At 28.8% G+C, this 18958-nt stretch carries 23 protein-coding genes; 9 read left to right on the top strand and 14 right to left on the bottom strand.

Annotated features, from left to right (window positions below):
- Nucleotides 1–30 precede the first annotated feature (30 nt).
- From ACTT9P_RS00405 to ACTT9P_RS00365, 9 genes are all read left to right on the top strand, one after another.
- Complete coding sequence (locus tag ACTT9P_RS00405) at nt 31–897, top strand: hypothetical protein (RefSeq protein WP_440908721.1); 867 nt, start codon at nt 31–33, stop codon at nt 895–897.
- Nucleotides 898–900: 3 nt separating this feature from the next.
- Nucleotides 901–1068: a hypothetical protein gene (locus tag ACTT9P_RS00400; RefSeq protein WP_440908720.1), complete on the top strand. Its 168-nt coding sequence runs from the start codon at nt 901–903 to the stop codon at nt 1066–1068.
- Nucleotides 1068–1583, top strand: a complete 516-nt coding sequence (locus tag ACTT9P_RS00395; protein ID WP_440908719.1) for a hypothetical protein — start codon at nt 1068–1070, stop codon at nt 1581–1583. The genes ACTT9P_RS00400 and ACTT9P_RS00395 overlap by 1 nt, the downstream gene beginning before the upstream one ends.
- Before the next feature lie 198 nt (nt 1584–1781).
- Nucleotides 1782–2321, top strand: a complete 540-nt coding sequence (locus ACTT9P_RS00390) for a hypothetical protein (RefSeq protein WP_440908718.1) — start codon at nt 1782–1784, stop codon at nt 2319–2321.
- A complete protein-coding gene (locus ACTT9P_RS00385) occupies nt 2321–2821 on the top strand; it encodes a hypothetical protein (protein ID WP_440908717.1) in 501 nt (166 codons plus the stop codon). The genes ACTT9P_RS00390 and ACTT9P_RS00385 overlap by 1 nt, the downstream gene beginning before the upstream one ends.
- 31 nt (nt 2822–2852) lie before the next feature.
- Nucleotides 2853–3539: a hypothetical protein gene (locus ACTT9P_RS00380; protein WP_440908716.1), complete on the top strand. Its 687-nt coding sequence runs from the start codon at nt 2853–2855 to the stop codon at nt 3537–3539.
- The gene (locus tag ACTT9P_RS00375; protein ID WP_440909957.1) at nt 3512–4984 is read left to right on the top strand and encodes an exonuclease domain-containing protein; all 1473 of its coding nucleotides are present in this window, start codon (nt 3512–3514) and stop codon (nt 4982–4984) included. The genes ACTT9P_RS00380 and ACTT9P_RS00375 overlap by 28 nt, the downstream gene beginning before the upstream one ends.
- Before the next feature lie 48 nt (nt 4985–5032).
- Nucleotides 5033–6205 (top strand): DNA recombination protein RmuC, encoded by a 1173-nt coding sequence (locus tag ACTT9P_RS00370; RefSeq protein ID WP_440908715.1) that lies wholly within the window; start codon nt 5033–5035, stop codon nt 6203–6205.
- 57 nt (nt 6206–6262) lie between these two features.
- Complete coding sequence (locus ACTT9P_RS00365; RefSeq protein WP_440908714.1) at nt 6263–6580, top strand: thioredoxin family protein; 318 nt, start codon at nt 6263–6265, stop codon at nt 6578–6580.
- On the opposite strand, the gene ACTT9P_RS00360 is transcribed toward ACTT9P_RS00365, so the two are convergent.
- Genes ACTT9P_RS00360 through ACTT9P_RS00295 form a run of 14 tightly spaced genes read right to left on the bottom strand, consistent with a single transcriptional unit; the run spans nt 6577 to nt 18946 of the window.
- Nucleotides 6577–7842, bottom strand: coding sequence for a bifunctional folylpolyglutamate synthase/dihydrofolate synthase (locus ACTT9P_RS00360; protein WP_440908713.1), 1266 nt, complete (start codon nt 7840–7842; stop codon nt 6577–6579). The two genes, ACTT9P_RS00365 and ACTT9P_RS00360, sit on opposite strands and share 4 nt — an antisense overlap.
- On the bottom strand, nt 7796–8728 hold the full coding sequence (locus ACTT9P_RS00355; RefSeq protein WP_440908712.1) for an acetyl-CoA carboxylase carboxyltransferase subunit beta: 933 nt from the start codon (nt 8726–8728) through the stop codon (nt 7796–7798). The genes ACTT9P_RS00360 and ACTT9P_RS00355 overlap by 47 nt, the downstream gene beginning before the upstream one ends.
- Nucleotide 8729: 1 nt before the next feature.
- Nucleotides 8730–9530 (bottom strand): tryptophan synthase subunit alpha, encoded by an 801-nt coding sequence (gene trpA, locus ACTT9P_RS00350; RefSeq protein ID WP_440908711.1) that lies wholly within the window; start codon nt 9528–9530, stop codon nt 8730–8732.
- Nucleotides 9523–10713, bottom strand: coding sequence for a tryptophan synthase subunit beta (gene trpB, locus ACTT9P_RS00345; RefSeq protein ID WP_440908710.1), 1191 nt, complete (start codon nt 10711–10713; stop codon nt 9523–9525). The genes trpA and trpB overlap by 8 nt, the downstream gene beginning before the upstream one ends.
- A gap of 9 nt (nt 10714–10722) precedes the next feature.
- Nucleotides 10723–11343 (bottom strand): phosphoribosylanthranilate isomerase, encoded by a 621-nt coding sequence (locus ACTT9P_RS00340; RefSeq protein WP_440908709.1) that lies wholly within the window; start codon nt 11341–11343, stop codon nt 10723–10725.
- Complete coding sequence (gene pyrF / locus ACTT9P_RS00335; RefSeq protein WP_440908708.1) at nt 11340–12011, bottom strand: orotidine-5'-phosphate decarboxylase; 672 nt, start codon at nt 12009–12011, stop codon at nt 11340–11342. Before pyrF ends, ACTT9P_RS00340 begins: the two co-directional genes overlap by 4 nt.
- Nucleotides 12004–12291, bottom strand: a complete 288-nt coding sequence (locus tag ACTT9P_RS00330; protein ID WP_440908707.1) for an HU family DNA-binding protein — start codon at nt 12289–12291, stop codon at nt 12004–12006. Before ACTT9P_RS00330 ends, pyrF begins: the two co-directional genes overlap by 8 nt.
- A 15-nt stretch (nt 12292–12306) precedes the next feature.
- The gene (locus ACTT9P_RS00325) at nt 12307–14028 is read right to left on the bottom strand and encodes a S1 RNA-binding domain-containing protein (protein ID WP_440908706.1); all 1722 of its coding nucleotides are present in this window, start codon (nt 14026–14028) and stop codon (nt 12307–12309) included.
- The gene (cmk, locus tag ACTT9P_RS00320; protein ID WP_440908705.1) at nt 14028–14681 is read right to left on the bottom strand and encodes a (d)CMP kinase; all 654 of its coding nucleotides are present in this window, start codon (nt 14679–14681) and stop codon (nt 14028–14030) included. Before cmk ends, ACTT9P_RS00325 begins: the two co-directional genes overlap by 1 nt.
- Before the next feature lie 2 nt (nt 14682–14683).
- On the bottom strand, nt 14684–16000 hold the full coding sequence (aroA, locus tag ACTT9P_RS00315; protein ID WP_440908704.1) for a 3-phosphoshikimate 1-carboxyvinyltransferase: 1317 nt from the start codon (nt 15998–16000) through the stop codon (nt 14684–14686).
- A 20-nt stretch (nt 16001–16020) separates the two neighbouring features.
- Nucleotides 16021–16797 (bottom strand): ATP-binding cassette domain-containing protein, encoded by a 777-nt coding sequence (locus ACTT9P_RS00310; protein WP_440908703.1) that lies wholly within the window; start codon nt 16795–16797, stop codon nt 16021–16023.
- Nucleotides 16798–17358 (bottom strand): LPS export ABC transporter periplasmic protein LptC, encoded by a 561-nt coding sequence (gene lptC, locus ACTT9P_RS00305; RefSeq protein ID WP_440908702.1) that lies wholly within the window; start codon nt 17356–17358, stop codon nt 16798–16800.
- On the bottom strand, nt 17358–18335 hold the full coding sequence (locus ACTT9P_RS00300) for a KpsF/GutQ family sugar-phosphate isomerase (protein ID WP_440908701.1): 978 nt from the start codon (nt 18333–18335) through the stop codon (nt 17358–17360). Before ACTT9P_RS00300 ends, lptC begins: the two co-directional genes overlap by 1 nt.
- On the bottom strand, nt 18323–18946 hold the full coding sequence (locus ACTT9P_RS00295; protein ID WP_440908700.1) for a ribonuclease D: 624 nt from the start codon (nt 18944–18946) through the stop codon (nt 18323–18325). The genes ACTT9P_RS00300 and ACTT9P_RS00295 overlap by 13 nt, the downstream gene beginning before the upstream one ends.
- Nucleotides 18947–18958 lie beyond the last annotated feature (12 nt).

Raw genomic sequence — 18958 nt, 5'->3', positions numbered from 1 at the left:
ACAGTGTGGGTGTGGTGGTATATTTTTGTGATGTATTTTATAAAGAGATTAAGAAAAGCTGCATTAGGTATAGCTGGCTTATTTTCGGTTCCATTTGGAAAAAAAGTTGAGAAATCTTTATCAAAAATAATTGATGATAAAGCAACTGTCTATGATGAACAAATTGATAAGTTTTATAATGAGACAAATATTGGTGGCTTCACTCACCGTCATTTTGATGGCAGCCACACGCCAATTCAAATGTGGGAAAAAGTTAAAGAAACATTACCTAATGATACTGATTTAGAAGAATTTAAAAACTACTTTTTATCTTTATTTAAAGATCTTCAAACCCCAATGGGAATTCCATTGTATAATATAGATAACAAAGAAGCTTTTGATAAATTTGCAGCACATATGAGCGAAAAATTTGCTGTTAAAAAAAGTTGGCTTCTAGATATTCAAAGTGTGAATTTATCAGAAATCTTTGGTGCAACCTTGGGTGTGGTTGCTTTAATTTTTGGTTGGAAAAAAAACGAGAAAGAAGAATTTGCAAATCTAGCATCATCTTTGATACTTGCAGGTGCCGTTGGAGCAAATCCGATTTTATTAATAGTGTCTATAGTTTCTTGGGCTAAATCATTTACAAAAAATAAAAACAAAAAAGCATTTAAAGAAGGAACAATTAAAGGTCTCTTGGGAATGGGTTCATTTATAATGACAGCAAGTTTATTTGCCAGCCCATTATTAGGAATTATTATCGGTTTAGTAGTTTTAATAGTTGTAAAGAAGCAATTAAATAAAATAGAAGTATCAGAAATATATAATTGGTTTAGAAAACAAATTAAAGAACACGGAAAAACTTTAGCAGCAATGGGAGGAGTTGCTGGTGGAGCAATGATGATGGGTGCAATTTAATCAATGGATACTTGGCAAATTATATTAACAATTATTATTGTAAGCCTTTCGGTTGCAATGCCAATTTTTTATTCATTACAAAAAAAAAAGAGAGAACAAGAAGAAGAGCTTCAAAAAATTAAAAATTATGGAGAACAAATAAATAACCAAACAAGAATACATAAAAAATAATGGAAATTTTTCATGAATCCAATCGTGAAAAATTTTTATGGATTGGTTATCATCAAACACGTGGTTGGGTAATACTTGATAGATTGCTTCACCCCAATAAAGCAAACCATAAATCTGGAGACAATTTTTATTTTGTAAGATGTATCGACTGGACTATATATAAAGAAAAAAAATCTAATTGGGGGGAACCAAATTATATATTTGTTATAAATTATTTAGAAAATTTAGATAATGACAAAAGAAAAACAAGTGAAGAAGAAGGAACTAAATTTCTTAAAGAATTTCTTAATAAAAAAAGACATGATTTTCATAAGAAATATATAGAAACAATTCATAACAATTTTTTAAAACAAAAAGGGTCAAAACCCAGTACAATAATTAAAGCAATAAAAAGAAGAGAAAGTGTTTGTTGGTCTTGTCATGATACAGTTGATAATAAATATGATTTTGAATGCAGTGCTTGTGGTTGGATCATTTGCTCTAATTGTGGAGCATGCAAACAATTTGGTTGTTAATACTTTTAACAAAAAATTTAAGAATATTGTCTTGTTCTATAAATGTTCAGTTTTTTTATTTTATTTTTATGTTAATAAAAAGTTCTTAGCAAATGCTATGCGGCCTTAAATAAAGCCTTCAAAAGGTGAGCCTTTAAATCACTAAATACTAAACCCTGCATAGAGTTTTTCTGTGCTTAAAATTGAAGGAGCCCCAATATGGCATCTATTAAGAAAATATTAGCTAACAGAGCTAATGCTAAGAAATCAACTGGACCTAAAACTAATTTAGGTAAAATTAAATCTAGTCAAAATGCAATCAAACATGGGCTTAATGCTGAAAAGTTTGTTGTAATTGGTGAGAATATTAATGATCTGAATGTGATTAAAACAAGATTAACTGATGAATTAAAACCTTGTGGTATGCATCAGGAGATAATTGTCTCTAAGTTAATTGATATAGCAATTAGATTAAGACGTATTCCAGTCATTGAAGCAGGTATTTTAAATCATGAAATGTTGGAATATGAAGCTGATGAATATAAAGAAAAAATTGCATCATCAGTTGAAGGATCAGATACTAAAGATGTAGTTTTATCTTCTAATACAATCGTACGGAAATACGGTTTAGGTTTTGCAAGAGACTGTGGTCAAGGTAGCTCTTTATTGAAACTAAACACCATAGAGGACAAATTGTTATCTAAATATTTTAAGCTTCTTTATGAACTTAAAAGAGAGCAAAATCAGGAGGTTCTATAATGAAAAAAGTTATAGGATCCCAGTCTAAAAGGTCAAATTCTAGAAAAAGGAGTTTTGGCAAAACGAACCCAAATTTTAATTCCCTAATAAAGCAGGAAACAGATAGTTTTTTAGCAAAGTGGGGACATAAAATTAAATCTGAAAATCCAGAGGTTTATTATTCAATGATTAATAGACCTCTTCCTAAGAAATATCAGAAAACCAATTATCCTATTGCACCTGTAAATGCTTATGTGCCTCCTCAATCAAAATTAAGTAAAGAGGAATTAGAGAAACAGATGGAGGAGGAAGCAAAGGAGAGACAAGAAAAAGAAGAAGCTCTTAGAATTAAAAAAGAAAAGGAGAGAAAAGAACAAGAGCGTATTAGATACAACCGTGAAACTTATGAACGTGAGAGAAAATATATACGGTGGGTTGATCCTAATGAACCTATAAATAGAAATAGACTTGGTTCTTCACAGGTTTGGAGAAAAGAGAAAAAATATCGGTATTATGATTGAAAATATAAGATATATGAAATAATCAAAAGATATGAAGTTTAACGCAAAATTTAATTACCCAAGCTCTGTTCGTGCTCTTTATAATGGAATGAGACTTTATGATGTAAATAATGAGAAACTTCCAAGTGTCACAACAATTTTAAACGAAACTCAAAGTGAAGAGAAAAAAGCATCTCTACAAGCTTGGAAAGATAGAGTTGGGCACAAACAAGCAGAATTAATATCTAAAGAAGCAACTAATAGAGGAAGCTCTATGCATGACTATTTAGAAAAGTTTTTACTTGGTAAATTAAATCTAGATTTATTAGGAGATAATACCAGGGAAAGATTAATGGCTGATCAAATTATTGAAAACGGTTTGAGAAACAAATTAGATGAAATTTGGGGATGTGAAGCAACTTTATATTATCCTGGTAAATTTGCAGGAGCAGCCGATTGCATTGGTGTGTATGAGAAAAAAGAAACCATTATAGATTTCAAACAAAGTAACAAGCCTAAGAAAGAAGAATGGATTGAAGATTATTATTTGCAATGTGCAGCTTATTCTTTAGCTCACAATGTTGTTTATAACACGAATATAAATCAAGCTGTGATATTGCTTTGTACTAAAGATATTGTATTTCAGAGGTTCATTGTCGATGGAGATAAATTAAAAATGTATCAAGATAAGTTTTTACAAAAAGTTGAGCAATATTATGCTCAAAGGAGAGCAAGCTGAGTTACGTAATTTGGGATATTGAAACAGATTCAGCACAAACTGATTGGGCAACAATCATCGAGCTTGGTGCAATTTTATTAGATGATGACTTTAAAGAAAAAGATAGATTTTCTGTTCGATGTAGAATGCCTCAAGATAGGGTTCCTTCTGCTACAGCTCTATGTATTAATAAATCAAATGTAGATTTAATTACTAAAGGTAATTTGAGCCATTATGAAATGTTGGTTCAAGTTGATAAAAAATTTAGAGAATGGTCTCCAGCCACTTTTCTTGGATACTCAAGTATTAACTTTGATGATGAAGTTTTAAGAAAAGAATTTTTTAAATGTTTAAAAAAACCATATCTTACAAACCAAGACGGTAATTCAAGACATGATGCTTTAAATATAGTTAAAGCGGCATTTGCAATTGATGAAAATATTCTAAAAACAGAACTTAACGATAAAGGTAATAAATCGATGAAATTAGAGTCTTTAGCTAGACTAAATGGATTTGAATCATCTGGAGCTCACTCAGCATTATTCGATACAGAGCTTACTGTAAAAGTGCTTGGATTAATTAAAGAAAAACAACCAGAGCTTTGGAGAGAATATTTAAATACCAGCACAAAAGTAGTTGTTGAAAACATGATGCAACAAGAAAAAATGTTTTCAATTAATGAGAATTATTTTGGTAAAAACTATTTGTTTTTAGTTGCGCCTTTGCATCCAAATTCGTTTATGCACCCATCATATAAATGGTGCCAGGCAGTAAATTTATCTGAAAATATAGAGGAGCTTCAAAAGTTAAATTATCAAGATTTAAAAAAGGCGATGAAAAAATCTCCAAGATTTTACAAAACTATTAAAGCCAACAAAGCACCAATAATTTTAGATAAAAGTTATGCAATGAAAGTTGATCCATACAAAAAGATCGATCCCAATTTATTAAATAAAAGGGCAGAATTAATGAAGACTAATGAAAAGTTTTCTCAAGATATCTGTCGTGTTTTAAAAGAAGCAGCTGATGAGAAAGCAGAAACTTCATCACAAGTAGATCTTGAGCCTGAAGAAACAATTTATTCAGGAGGATTTGATAAATTAAATAATGATGCAAAACTTTTTCAAAAGTTTCACGAGTCTGATTGGAAAGGAAAGTTTGCAATGTTAGATAAATTTACTGATGATAGATTAGTTACTTTTGGTCATACTTTAATTTATAACGAAGCACCTGAAATTTTACCTAAAGATATACATAGAAAAATTAAGAGAAAAATAGCATCTAGAATTTTAAGTACCAACAAAGAGAAATGGTGGACGGTTTCTGCATTTTACTCAGAGTGTGATGAGATAAGAGAAAATGAAGATAAAATGTTTGCTTTTAAAACAGTTGATGAAAAACTGAAATTCTTAGATGGAATTAATGATTATGTAATGAATTTAGAGCAAAAATATTCTGATGCATAATTTGATAAATATCTCTTAAAGTATAAAATTAATGAATTAGAATCAGTTATGATTGAACAAATAGCTTACATATCTTTAGGTGCTTTAATCACTTTAGTAGGAGCAATCGTTTATTATTTTAAGGTTTTAAAACCATCAATAAATAATGATGATAAACAACAAGAATTAGATGCAAAAGATAAAGAGATCGTAGAAGCTCATCATCAAAAAGCATTGTTAGAAAAAGAATTAGAGAGCGTAAAATCTAATTATGACACAGTAAAAGATAGTCTTGAGAGTGAAAAAGATAGAAGTAAAGAACAACTTTCAACTTTAAAACAAGTAGATCAATTTAAAACAGCTGTTACCGGAGATGTTGGTGAATATAAAAAGTTTTTAAAAGATCAACAAGAATTTATAGATAAACTTACAGGTAACTCTAAATTCCAAGGAAACTTTGGTGAAAAGTTTTTAGAGCAATTATTACAAATGCACGGGTTTAAAGATGGCATTAATTATACCAAGCAAAAAAAAGAAGAAGTGTATGATTTAGATAGTGATAGTTCAGCTTCAACTAATCCAGATATAATGATTAATTTAACAGATAACAGTTACTTAATTTGTGACTCTAAAGTTTCATTAGATAATTGGAAAAAGTTTGTAACTGAAAAAAATGATCCTCAAGAAAGAGATCGACAGTTAAAGAAACATGCAGATGCAGTTAAATCTCATATCGATAAATTATCTAAAAAAGATTACATCAAAAACTTAAAGAAAAATGTTTTTCCAAAAGTTGTAATGTTCATGTGTCATGAGGCAGCTTACCTTTCAGCTTTAGAGTGTTATACAGATTTATACGAATACGCTTATATGAAAAACGTTCTATTAGTTGGCCCTGGAAATATATTGGCTGTTATTAGTATTATTGAAACTATTAAGGCTAAAGAAAAACAAATTGAGGGTGTTAAAGAAATTACTGAAACTGCTAAAAACCTTTATGATAAATTTGCAGTTCTCAAAGGTCATTTAAAGAAGACGATAAGTACTTACAATTCGCATGGTACAAATTTACAGCAAGTTATTAATAATGCTTGGGCTGGAAAATCTAGTTTAGAGAAAAGAATCGAAAAACTTAAGCAAGACCATGGTCTTAATGCCACAAAAACTATCGAAAAAACTACACCTGTGGATGATAGAATTACAGAAATAAACGATAGTGAAGAAACTAAGAGTGTTAATTAAATAAAATTAAATTTTTTTGATGGTTGAATAATTAATTCAATTAACTATATCTCAATTATGCTTATAGATTTTAAAGACGAAGATTTTGAAAATAAAATTAAAAATGAAGATGTATCTGTAATTCAGTTTAGTGCTGCATGGTGTGGACCATGTAAGGCATTAAAGCCTGTGATGGATAAACTAGCTGATGAGTATAAAGATAAAGCTGGTTTTTATTATGCCGATATCGAAGATGGTGGTATCAACACAGGAAGTGCAGCGGGTATTAGAGGAGTTCCAACTGTTATCGTCTACAAAAAAGGTGTAGAAGTTGATAGAAAAGTTGGTGGTGTGCCTGAAGGTGCTATGAAAGAATTTTTAGATAAAAATATTTAATTTTGATTTAAAACTTCACCTGCTAAATACAAAGATCCTGTTATCAATATAAGATCACCTTGTTCAGGGCTTATACTTTTTAGGGCGTTTTCAATACTATCTGAATAGTTAGTATTTTTTATGCTTTTGAATTTTTCTTTAAGCTCTGCACCTTTTATAGAATTAGGTTGATTAGGAATATCAATTGTAGTTAAAGAAGTAATATCTTTGAAGTAACTGATATATTTTTCGTGCTCTTTATTGGCCATCATTCCAATTATCAAATGCTTTCTACAATTAAGACTATTTAGATAATTGTTAAGCACAATTGAACCATCTTCATTGTGACTACCATCCACTAAAAGTGTATTATTTTTAACCAAATCTTTGAGTTTTCCTGATTTAATTTCTTGTAGTCTTGCAATGCTTTTGATGTCAGTGATACCTTGTTTTATCTGCTCATCTTTAATTTCAAAATCTAATACTCTTAAAGTTGCTATTGCAGATGAAATATTTTCTAATTGAAACTGACCAAGTACATTAGGAGCTGGTAGTTTTAAAGCACCAAATTTATCTTCATAATAAAAAAATCCATTTTCTCCTTCTGAAAAACTAAAATCTTCATTGAAAAAATACTTATTTGATTGATTTTTAGCGATAGTATTTTTGATACATTCCGTTGTTTTAATATCTCTTTGTTTTGCAACAATAATATTAGAATTTAAGAGAGCTGAAGTTTTTTCAAATATTATCTTCCCTATATTTTGCTGATCTTTTGGAAGCCAATCAAGATGATCAAGCGAGATAGAAGTAACAATGCTTGCTAAATTATTACTCAAAATATTTGTAGCATCAAATCTGTGAAATAATCCTGTTTCTATTAAATTAATATTATCAGGATATTTTGCTGCTTGATAAAAATAACAAGCAGTTAGTATTTCAAAAAAAGTAATAGGCTCATTAGAATTTGCTTCTTCAACAATTTCAAACAATGAGGCTAATTCATCGTCAGTTAATTCTTTATTATTATAAACAAATCGTTCATTAATTTTTTGAATATGAGGACTGGTGTAGACATTACAATTAATATTTGCGGCCTTTAAAATTGCAAAACAGGCTTGAATAGTAGAATTTTTACCATTAGTTCCAACTACTGAAATAGCTTTAATTTTATCTTGAGGATTGTCTAATTTTTTACAAAGATTTTTTATTCGATCTAAACTTAGATCTATTTCTTTAGGATGCAGCTTTTGTAAGCGATTGACTATCTTCTGAAGTTTCATTTTCTTCAGAACTTATATCAGAATTCTTTTTTAATAATATTGATAATAAAATTCCTAATTTTTCTTTTAAATCTTTTCTATCTACAATTAAATCAACGAAACCAGTTTTTTGTACATATTCACTTTTTTGAAATCCTTCAGGTAATTGTTCTTTAACAGTTCCTTGAATTACCCTTGCACCTGCAAAAGCAATTAATGCTCCTGGTTCTGCAATATGTAAATCACCTAACATTGCATATGAAGCTGTAATACCCCCTGCAGTTGGATCTGTGATACATACTAGATAAGGCAAACTGTTTTTCTTTAATTCATTGATTGCAAGTGTGGTTCTTGTCATTTGAGAAAGTGAAATTAAACTCTCCATCATTCTCATTCCACCACCAGCACTTATACATAAAAAAGGTGTTCTATTTTCTATTGCGTGCTGAATACCGTATAAAAAAGCTTCACCTTCAGCAGCTGCCATTGATGCTCCTAAAAAATCAAAATCAGAAGCTACGGCTGTAATTTTAATATCATTTATTGTGCCAGTTACCACCATCATTCCACAATCCATACCAGTCTTTTTTCTAGCACTTTTTAATCTATCTTTATAAGACTTAGAATCTGTCCAGTTTAGTGGATCATCGTTAGGAATGGGTGTTTTAAAAATTTTATAATTATCTTTTCCGAATAAATAATCAAATCTTTGTTTAGGTTTTATTCTATGATGTCTATTGCAATCAGGACAAACCCACATATTATTTTCAAAATCAACTTTAAGTCTTGGTCCCTTACAACAAGACATCCAATCACTATTAGCGATATCTTCTTTAGAAGCTCTTTTGTGGAGGGATTTTTTAATATTTTTTCCCGCCTCTATTATTTTATTTATCCAATTAACCAAGTTATAATTCCTTTACAAAACTGTTTATTAATTTACCTAAATTTTGTGGTAAATTTTTGTCTTCCAAATTATCTTGAATATATTTCACAAAGGCAGATCCCACAATAACCCCAGATGGCCCGGTGTTAGCCATTTTTTTTGCATCTCCAGGAGTTTTAATCCCAAAACCAGTACAAACAGGAATATTTGAAATTGCTTTAATTTTATCAATAAAGTTTTTTACAGTACTTTCATCAGCAGATTTTTGACCAGTTGTTCCAGTGACTGTTACTTGATATAGAAATCCTGATGAGATTTTTATTATATCTTTAAGCCTTTGTTCATCTGTAGTGGGTGCTACAAGTTTGATTAAAGACAATTCATTTTTATTTAAGTTTTCTCTTAAAATATTTTCTTCTTTTAATTCATGAGGCGCATCAACTACTAGCACTGCATCTGCACCAGCTTTTTTAATATCATCTACAAAAGTTGGAATAGGGTATTTATATAAATTTGCAATATAGCCCATTAAAACTATACCCACTTCAGAATTATAATCTCTAATTTTTTTTACAAGTTTAATTGTATCTTTTAAGGTAAAATTATTTTCTAAAACATGATCATGAGCTTTTTTTATAATAGGTCCTTCAGCAGATGCCTCTGATGTACAGTAACCAATTTCTAGAATTGAAACACCATTATCTATTGCTTGTTTAATTAATTCAAAACTTGTATCTGGATCAGGATAGCAGCCAACAAAATAACTAACCAATTTAGTTTTTGGTGAAGATGATTGAAAAATATTTTCTAATCTCTTACTCAAAGTCTTTTCCTACGTGTTTTTCAATAGTATCTAAATCTTTCTCACCTCTACCACATAAAGATAGACAAATTAGGTAATCTTTTGGTTTATCTTTTGCAATTTTAAGTAAGTAAGCAGCACCTGCCATAGGTTCTAATGCTGAAGATATTCCTTCATATTTTGCAATTGTTTTATATGCATTTAAAATTTCTTCATCTGTTGCTGATGTATAGGTTACGGCTTTTTGATCATGTAAATAACTATGTAAAGGTCCAACACCAAAATATTGAATACCTGCACCTAAACTATTTCCACCTAGAGATTTTGCACCATCATTAGACTGTAATAAATATGTCTTCATACCTTGCATAATTCCTGGTGTTCCATGTGATAGGGCAGCAGTTTCAGCAGCTTCTACTCCAACTTTTTCTACATTTTTATCATCTAAAAATTCATAAATTGCCCCAGCAAAATTAGATCCACCTCCTACACAACCAATTATCATATCTGGAATTTTCTTTTCTTGCTCCATTGATTGTTCTCTTATTTCTCTACCAATTATACTCTGTGCGAAAGCAACTATTTTTGGAAAAGGATGAGCTGATACAACTGAGCCACAAATATAAGCACTGTCTGGATCAGTTGTCCAAGTTTTAATAGCTTCAGTAATTGCTTCTTTTAAAGTGCCTGGCACAGCCTTTAACTTCGCACCGTAGTGTTTTGCTTTGATAATATTTTGATTAACTCTTTGAACATCCACATCTCCCATAATTCCAACTAAAGGTAATCCAAATTTAGCAGCAACAGCAGCTGTAGCAGAAAAGTGTTGGCCAGCTCCACTTTCACATAACAAATATTTTTTACCCATTCTTTTTGCTAATAAAACTTGAAATAGAGAGTTATTAATTTTGTGACTTCCAGTATGATTTAAATGTTCTTGTTTAAATAATATTTTTGCACCACCAATATGTTTTGTTAGGTTTTCAGCATAATAAAGAGGCGAGGGTCTACCAATATAATGTTTACAATGGTAGGCATATTCATCTAAAAAATCTTGATCTTTTATAGCTTCTTCAAATCCTTGGCTTAATTCATGAAGAGCAGGCATTAAAGTTTCTCCAACTGCAATACCTCCCATAGCATTTTCACCTTCACCATAATAACCAAGTTCGTCTGGACCCGTTTTTAAAGAATTTTTGCTCATATTATTTTTTTAAGAATTTAGATTATGTACTGAATTTAGAAACTTATCAATTTTATTTGTATCTTTGATACCCTCTGTCTCAAGTCCTCCACTCATATCTATACAAAAGTTTTTATCTTTTAAATTTGGCACATCTTCTATTTTTATATTACCTGCAATCATTAAAGATAGTTTTGTATTTACCTTATCTAGATAGTTGTGATCAAAAGATACTGAATTATGATAGCCTTTTGAGTCAAAAAGTATTACGTCTGAAATATCTTCAAAATCTTTATATTTTAAAACATCTTTTTCTTCCTCAACCGTCACAACAGATATAATTTTTTTATTATATTTTTCTTTAATTGCTCTAATTTTTTGAGGCTCACAATCATAGAGCTGATAATAGTCAAAGGGCAGGTCTTTAACTTTTTCTAATGTGTCATCATTAGGGTTAACTAAAACAGCCACATATGATGTTCCCCTTTTATCAATTTTTAACAATTCTTTTAATTGATCATCAGAGACAAATCTTTTTGATTTTGGCCAATTACAAATAAAACCAATCATCTTAGGAGGGTACTTATGATTAGTGATATACTTTAGAGTTTGCGAGTCTTTAACTCCACAAATTTTACAATTTTGTATCATTTTTCTAAATGATCGATGAGGTTTTGAATATTCTTTTTTATATTACCTTTGGTGATAGGTCGCCCAATCACCAGCCAGTTACTTCCATTTTTATATGCTTGTTTTGGAGTTAATGTTCTTTTCTGGTCATTGCTATTTGTGTTAAATCTTATTCCTGGTGTTATGATTTCTTTTTTAAAAACTTTTTTAACAATTTTTACTTCTTGAGCAGAACAAACTAGGGCATCTAATTTAGCTCTTTGTGCAAGTTTTGCTTGTTGTAAAACTAAATTTTTAACATCCTTATTAAAGCCAATTTCTTTTAAAGATTTATTATCCAATGAAGTTAAAATAGTTACTCCAATAAGTTTTATTTTTCCTGTAACTTTTTTTGTTGCCTTAAGTGCCTCTAAACCAGAACTTATGTGCATTGTTAGATAGTTTATATTTAAATCTTTTAAAGCTTTTACTGCTGATGCACATGTATTTGGAATATCATGTAGTTTAGTATCTATGAAAATAGTTTGATTTTTAATTTTGCTTATAAAATTTCTTCCATTTTTTGAATTTAAAAACTCTAATCCAAATTTATAGCCAATTTTTAATTTTGAAGTTTTTGTTTTTCTGATTATTTCTTTAGCTTTTACTGTGCTTGTTGTATCACAAGCCACAAATATTTTCTTATTCATCATTAAGTTTTTTAAACATTTCTTTAGACATTTTCCATTGAATAGTTTTTTTTTCTGGCACAGAAACCTTTTCTCCAGTTTTAGGATTACGTCTGATAGATTGTTTTTGGGTATTTGTATAAAAAACCCCAAATCCTCTTAATTCTACTCTTTCGCCTTTTTTTAACGAATTTTTAATTTCATTAAGAAGAATGTTAACTAATTTTTCTAAATCTTTTTTAGGAAAGTTTGGATAATTTTTTGCTAGATCTTTTACAAGTTTAGATTTTACAATAGCCAAAGTTACTATTTAAATTTATTCTTTTTCTTTTTTCTTTAAATCTTCAGATAAAGATGAGAAAGGTAAGTTCTTACCAGAACCTTCTGATCCATATTTATCTAAAGCTTCTTTTCTCTCAATTTCTTCTAATAATCTCATGCTTAAAGTAGCTTTTCTTTTTTTCATATCTAGTTCTTGAATAGCTACATCAACTTTTTCACCACCAGTAAATCTAGATGTTCTTGCATCAGCTGCATTAATTGCAATTTGTGATTTTTTGATAATGAAATCCATCTCACAACCATCTGGTCTTACTGTTAAACCTTTGTTGTCTGTTGAAATAATTTTTACAGTGATGATATCGTTCTCTTTTTTATCATTGAACCAATCAAATGGGTCTGCTTGTGTTTGTTTTAATCCAACTCTAATTTTTTGTTCAGCAGGTTTTATTTCTAAAACTTTTACTTTAATTGGGTCTTCTTTTTTATATTTTGCTAATTCTTCTTCACCATTATTTAAGTAAGTTAAATCATTACAGTGTAAAAAAGCATCAATATCTAAATCTTTAATTTTTACAAATATAGAATATTCGTTTTTAGAACTTACTGTTCCTTCTACTTCAGAACCAACTGGGTGATTTTTCTCAAATTGTTCGTAGGGATTGTCAGTTGTAAGTCTATGAGAAATAGCAATTCTTCTTTTCTCTAAATCTATTTCAGTAATTACACAATTTATCTCATCACCAATTTTGAACATTTTTTTGGCAGAGACATTTTTTTTAGTCCAGCTTAATTCACTTGTATGAAGTAAAGTTGTTAAACCTGGTTGTAATTCACAGAAAGCACCAAAGTCCATAAGCTTAACCACTTTAACTTTGTACTGACTACCAATCTTGTAGTTTTCAATATTTTCAAATGGATCTGGTAATAATTGTTTTACAGAACATCCAATTTGTAATTTTTCTTTATCAATCGAAATAACTTTAAGGTCATGTTTTTCACCAATATTAAAAATTTCATCAGGATGGTTAATTCTTGAATATGAGATTTCTTGTAAGTGAACTAATACATCAATTTCATTATTAACATTAAAGAAACATCCAAACGAGCTATAGCCTTTTACTTCTGCACCTTTGATAATGTCACCCACATTAAATTTTTCAATGATTTTTGCTTTATCTTCTTTTTTGAATGAAGAAATAATTTCTCTTCTAGATACACAAGCATTACCTCTTGTTTTATCTAATTTAATCAGTGCAAATTTCTGAGGCTCGTTCATTAAATGAGAAATATCTTTTAATGGTTTATCTGAAATTTGAGAGCCTGGTAAAAACATTAAGGAACCAGTATCTATATGTTCAACTATACATCCACCTTTGCACTTAGATGTAATTTTGCCCATGATAGGTTCATTGTTCTCATAAGCTTTAACTAAAATATCCCATCCTTTAATTTTTCTTGCTTTGCTTGCTGAAACGATAACTTCACCATTTTTATCTTCTAATTTTTCAAGTAATACTGGGATAGTTTCATCAATTTTAATTTTATCTGCAAGACCTAAACTTTTTAGCTCATTAATGTCTAGTACTGGCTCACTTTTTAATCCATCAATAAATAAGAAAACAAACTTTTCAGTAATTTTGTTAATCTTACCTTCTACAATTTTTCCTTCTTCTATTTTGTTTTTTGAAAGCTGGGTATTTAATAATTTTTCGAATTCTTGTGAGGCTGTGCTTGATAGGTCTTTATATATTTCCATTAATTTTTAAGTTCCTTGTCTATAATTTTTTTAATTTTTAAAAAACACGACCTTTTAGATAAATTTGTGGTGTTTATCAATACTGAATCTTTAGTTTTCTTAAGAGGTGAAACTTTACGATTATAGTCGTTTTTATCACGTTTTTGGATACTTTTAAGTACTTCATTAAAAGTAATATTGCTTTTTAAACCTTTTAATTCTTTGAATCTTCGTAAAGCTCTAGTTTTAACATTTGCAGTTATGAAAAACTTAAATTCTGCATCTGGAACAATATTGTAAGTAATATCTCTTCCATCCAAACATGATCCATCAAACTTTTTCGGTGGGTTATAAGCTATTTCTTTTTGAAAATTATGTACCAGTTTTCTAATTCTTTTATCTTTAGCCACAATAGAGGCCTCTGTTCCAATCTTATCAGATAAAAGAAATTTGCTACCCAAATCTTTTAAACTTAATTTTTTTATTTTTGTTTTTAAAAAACTTAAAGAAAACTTCTTAGGATTTTTTGTTTTATATAAAGCGATAAGACGGTAAATTTTTCCTGTATCCAAATATAATAAATTATAATGTTTTGAAATTGTTTTTGCTACAGTGCCCGCACCAGCTGCAGCAGGGGAGTCTATAGCAATTTTGATTATATTTTTTCTTTTCATATTTAGTTTAAGCTTTTAATTATTTTATTAAATTGAGGAAATGAAGTTTTAATAGAGTCTGGATCATAAATTTTCCAATTTCCTCCAAAAGTAAGAGAAGCAATTACTGAACTCATGAATATTCTATGATCTTTCAGGTAATCTTTAATTATAATATTTTTATTAACATTTAGGTTTGGATTACCAAAAATCTTAATTGAATTGTTTTTTAGTATTGTTTTAACCCCCATTAAATTTAAAATTTTATTTCCCCAGTCTAATCGTGGACTTTCTTTTTGGTTTAGTTCAGAAAGATCTTTAAAATAAGAAACGCCTTTAGCTCTCGCAGCAATTAAGAAAATTAATAAAAACTCATCAATTGCTCCACTATTTAATGAGGATGGGCAATTGATTGCTTTAAGATTTTTACAACTTTTTACTACTATATCTGCAATTTTTTCACCTTTATAATTTTTGACATTTTTAAAAATAATTTTTACTCCCATCATTTTTAATATTTTAATAATTCCCGTTCTCGTTGGGTTAATATTTACATTCTTTATGATCAACTTAGAATTTTCGGATAAAACTGTTAAGGTAATGAAGAAAGCTGCAGAACTTATATCTGAAGGAATATTATAATTTAATGGTTTTATTTGTTTCGCTTTTTTTACCTCAATATAATCGAAATTATTTTTTTCAGTTACCTTTACGGGAAGCTTTAGGTGTTTGCAAAGTAGCTCAGTATGATTTCGAGATTTTTTAGCTTTAATTTTAGTGATGCCATTTGTTTTTAAACCAGCAAATATGACAGCACTCTTGCACTGAGCTGAACCTCTAGTTTCATTATAATTTATTGGTTTAAGAATTTTAGAACCTCTAATAATTAAAGGTAAATTTTTTTTATTTTTAAGATTGAATGATGAACCAAATTTTGAAAGTGGATCTGATATTCTTTTAAAATCTCTTTTAGATAAACTTTTGTCTCCAATTATTTTAATTTCTTTTTCTGCATCGATTAATAAACCCATTATTAATCTTCCAAGTGTCCCTGAATTAAAAGCATTAATGGTAATTTTTTTTTTAGTATTATATCCGTTAAGCCCTTCACCAAAAATTTTATACAAACCATTTTGTTGTTTGTATTTTATTCCTAATCCTTTAATCGCTTTTAACGCAGCTTTTACATCTTCAGAAAGTAATAAGTTTTTTGCAGTCGATACACCATTTGCTAAAGATGAAAAAAGAACCCATCTTATACTTAAACTTTTGTCACCACTTATTGATATCGTTTTATTAAATGGTTTTATTTTCTTTTTAAAAAATAAGTAATTAGACATTATCAAAATTATTTCTTTGATTAGTTTATTTTGAAAGACTCTCCAAAATAAGCATTTTTAGCATTTATATCTTTTATTAAATTTGATGGTGTATTCTGAGCTACAATTTTACAATTACTTAAAATTATAGCAACGTCTACACATGCTAAAAGATCTCTTGCTTGGTGATCACATATACAAATAGTTATTTGTTCCTCTCGTTGTAAACTCACAATTATTTCTTGAAGCATTTTTATTGTCATTACATCGAGAGCAGCAAAACATTCATCCAATAAAAGTACTTTTGGATCACTTAATAAAGATAAAGCTATAACAAGTTTCTTTTTCTGACCACCTGACAAAAACTTTGCTTTTACGTCTTTAATATTTTGTAATTCAAATCTGCTTATAAGATAATTCACTTTGTCATTGATTTTTCTTTTATCATCAATGACTATTTCAGCTATTGCTTTAAGGTTATCATGAAGAGTTAAGTCTCCAAAATAACCTCCATATTGCGGCACATACCCAACTTTAAATTTTTTAGTTCTAAGATAGATTGGATATTTAGTTACATCTTCTTTATTAATTAAAATTTTACCGTGGCTAGGACTTACGAGACCAGTAATTAAATTAAATATTGTAGATTTTCCAACTCCGTTGGGACCTAACATTCCAAAAATTTGTCCTTGGTTTATTTTAAAATTTATTTCATCTAAAATTAATCTATTTCCATAGGATAAAGAGATGTTTTGAAATTCAATAATACTGTTAGATTTTTTGTAGGATTTTATTCTAAATTTTTTTATTACTGCCATTTAATTTATCTTTTTTAAATTAACCTGATCTTTGTCTTCATACATAAATATCTTCGTATTTTTTGTATCTAATTCTATCTCAACAACGTCAGCATTTAATTTATTTTCTTTGCTAGTATATGTAACATTTTTTGAGATTTGCATATAATTTTGTACAATAGAAAAGTCAACGTATTGTCCATTAATGATGTTGTCTAAATACTCTATTTTCACATTTTTGCTAAAAATTGTATCGAAATTATCAATGTTATATTTACCAAAATCAGAAGTAATTTTGATTTTTTCAGAATTTTCTAATTGAACAACAGCTTTTACTTTTTTTAAAAAAATTATATTGCTTTCTTCCGTATCTATCTCGCCTGTTTCAGCATTAATTTGATATACATTACCTTTTTCATCAGTAGATTCATAACTTACACCTTGAATTAAATTAGGTACATATTCCTCACTATTATCTTGTTCAGTAGTTAGTTCATTTTCTTTAGTTTGTTTATTTTGAAAATAAAAAAATGATGAGATTAGAAAAATTATGAAAAAAACTAAATATACTTTTTTATTCATCAAGTTATATTAGAGTTTAAAATCATATGAATATGAATAACCCCAATAGTTTTAGTTTTATTTTTTTTATCATAAACACATAATGATGTGATCTTTTTATTATTCATTATAGAAAGAGCTTTAGCGGCTAAAGAGTCTTTATCAACCCCTAGAGGATTTTTTGTCATTACTTCCTTTGTCATAAGAAATTTTATATCTTTACTAGATTGATTAATTCTCCTGATTTGACCATCAGTAATTATTCCTAATGTTTTGTTTTTATTATTTCTGACCACAAGAAATCCAAGTTTTTTTTGGGATAAAATTTTTAGTGCAACAGACATTCTTGTTTTTTCGTTAACAAAAGGAATTTTAGATCCTGTTACCATTAAATCCTCTACAGTCTTCAATTGAGCACCAAGATTGCCTGCAGGATGTACTTTCTTAAAATCTAAATTACTAAATTTTTTAATTTTCATTGATGAAATAGCAAGAGCATCACCAAGTGCAAGCTGTGTTGTTGTACTAGAGGTTGGAACAATTCCGCCAGCCTCATTAACTTCTGGTGTAAGTAATTTTATATCTGACGCTTTGTATAAAAGTGAATCTTTTTTTGACATAATTCCAATGAGCAAGATCTTATTTCTATTTGCGTACTGAATTATATTTTTTAATTCGTTAGTCTTTCCTGAGTAACTTATAAGTATTAGAACATCTTTTTTTGATAAACTTCCTAGATCCCCATGAGAGGAGTCGCTTGCAGATAGATAAAATGAAGGAGTACCAACTGATGATAAAGTTGCTGCAATTTTTGAGGCAATTAAGCCACTTTTACCCACCCCTGATAATACTACTTTAGATTTACAATTTACTATTGCTTCAACTGCATCATTGAAAGATGAATTAATTTTATTTTTTAATCTTTTTAAAGCCTCTATCTCTAAATCAATAACTTTTTTAGCAACATATATATTCTGCTTGTTTTTTAATGAGACCATATATCATCCTTAAAATTTGCTAAATCTAATTCAACTCTAGTATTCAAAAAATTTAAACATTTTTCGTATAGGTCAATTCTATTTTCTCTTTTTAAAATTGTTTCCAAATCATTATGTATTTTGTGAAGATAAATTACATCATTTGCACAATACTTTAATTGTGCTGAACTTAACTCTCCGCCAAAATCTGAACTTTGGAACTGTTTACTTACATCAACATTACAAAATTCTTTAATAAGAGTTTTTAATGAATGATTATCTGAATAGGATCTAGCTAATCGTGAAGCAATTTTAGTGTCTAAAATATTTTTAATATCTAGTTTTAAATAGTATTTAATGTGAGCCAAATCTGCTCGACCATAGTGAAAAATTTTTTTGATATCATTATTTGAGAGGATTTTTGAAAGATTTGGTGCGTGATAAGTCTTTCTATCTAGCTGGACAATATGCGCATCCATATTTCCAGTCGATATTTGCAACAAACATAAAGGATCTCTTCTGACATCTAAACCCATAAACTCACCATCAATTGAGATAGAATTTCCTAATGCATTGCTTAAATCTAAATCATCTGGTAAATCGTTCTTGTGAAGTTTAATATCAATATTCATAGTCAGATATAT

It is taken from the genome of Candidatus Pelagibacter sp. (assembly GCF_052048095.1).
Lineage (GTDB): Bacteria > Pseudomonadota > Alphaproteobacteria > Pelagibacterales > Pelagibacteraceae > Pelagibacter.
The sequence above is the reverse complement of the archived record's forward strand: the minus strand, read 5'-3'. Positions and strand labels throughout refer to the sequence as shown.

Excerpts from the sequence above, each read along its gene's own strand:
- ACTT9P_RS00405 (WP_440908721.1), top strand. The coding sequence starts at position 31 with ATGTATTTTATAAAGAGATTAAGAAAAGCTGCATTAGGTATAGCTGGC.
- ACTT9P_RS00400 (WP_440908720.1), top strand. The coding sequence starts at position 901 with ATGGATACTTGGCAAATTATATTAACAATTATTATTGTAAGCCTTTCG.
- ACTT9P_RS00395 (WP_440908719.1), top strand. The coding sequence starts at position 1,068 with ATGGAAATTTTTCATGAATCCAATCGTGAAAAATTTTTATGGATTGGT.
- ACTT9P_RS00390 (WP_440908718.1), top strand. The coding sequence starts at position 1,782 with ATGGCATCTATTAAGAAAATATTAGCTAACAGAGCTAATGCTAAGAAA.
- ACTT9P_RS00385 (WP_440908717.1), top strand. The coding sequence starts at position 2,321 with ATGAAAAAAGTTATAGGATCCCAGTCTAAAAGGTCAAATTCTAGAAAA.
- ACTT9P_RS00380 (WP_440908716.1), top strand. The coding sequence starts at position 2,853 with ATGAAGTTTAACGCAAAATTTAATTACCCAAGCTCTGTTCGTGCTCTT.
- ACTT9P_RS00370 (WP_440908715.1), top strand. The coding sequence starts at position 5,033 with ATGATTGAACAAATAGCTTACATATCTTTAGGTGCTTTAATCACTTTA.
- ACTT9P_RS00365 (WP_440908714.1), top strand. The coding sequence starts at position 6,263 with ATGCTTATAGATTTTAAAGACGAAGATTTTGAAAATAAAATTAAAAAT.
- ACTT9P_RS00360 (WP_440908713.1), bottom strand. The coding sequence starts at position 7,842 with ATGAAACTTCAGAAGATAGTCAATCGCTTACAAAAGCTGCATCCTAAA.
- trpB (WP_440908710.1), bottom strand. The coding sequence starts at position 10,713 with ATGAGCAAAAATTCTTTAAAAACGGGTCCAGACGAACTTGGTTATTAT.
- ACTT9P_RS00340 (WP_440908709.1), bottom strand. The coding sequence starts at position 11,343 with ATGATACAAAATTGTAAAATTTGTGGAGTTAAAGACTCGCAAACTCTA.
- pyrF (WP_440908708.1), bottom strand. The coding sequence starts at position 12,011 with ATGAATAAGAAAATATTTGTGGCTTGTGATACAACAAGCACAGTAAAA.
- ACTT9P_RS00325 (WP_440908706.1), bottom strand. The coding sequence starts at position 14,028 with ATGGAAATATATAAAGACCTATCAAGCACAGCCTCACAAGAATTCGAA.
- cmk (WP_440908705.1), bottom strand. The coding sequence starts at position 14,681 with ATGAAAAGAAAAAATATAATCAAAATTGCTATAGACTCCCCTGCTGCA.
- aroA (WP_440908704.1), bottom strand. The coding sequence starts at position 16,000 with ATGTCTAATTACTTATTTTTTAAAAAGAAAATAAAACCATTTAATAAA.
- ACTT9P_RS00310 (WP_440908703.1), bottom strand. The coding sequence starts at position 16,797 with ATGGCAGTAATAAAAAAATTTAGAATAAAATCCTACAAAAAATCTAAC.
- lptC (WP_440908702.1), bottom strand. The coding sequence starts at position 17,358 with ATGAATAAAAAAGTATATTTAGTTTTTTTCATAATTTTTCTAATCTCA.
- ACTT9P_RS00300 (WP_440908701.1), bottom strand. The coding sequence starts at position 18,335 with ATGGTCTCATTAAAAAACAAGCAGAATATATATGTTGCTAAAAAAGTT.
- ACTT9P_RS00295 (WP_440908700.1), bottom strand. The coding sequence starts at position 18,946 with ATGAATATTGATATTAAACTTCACAAGAACGATTTACCAGATGATTTA.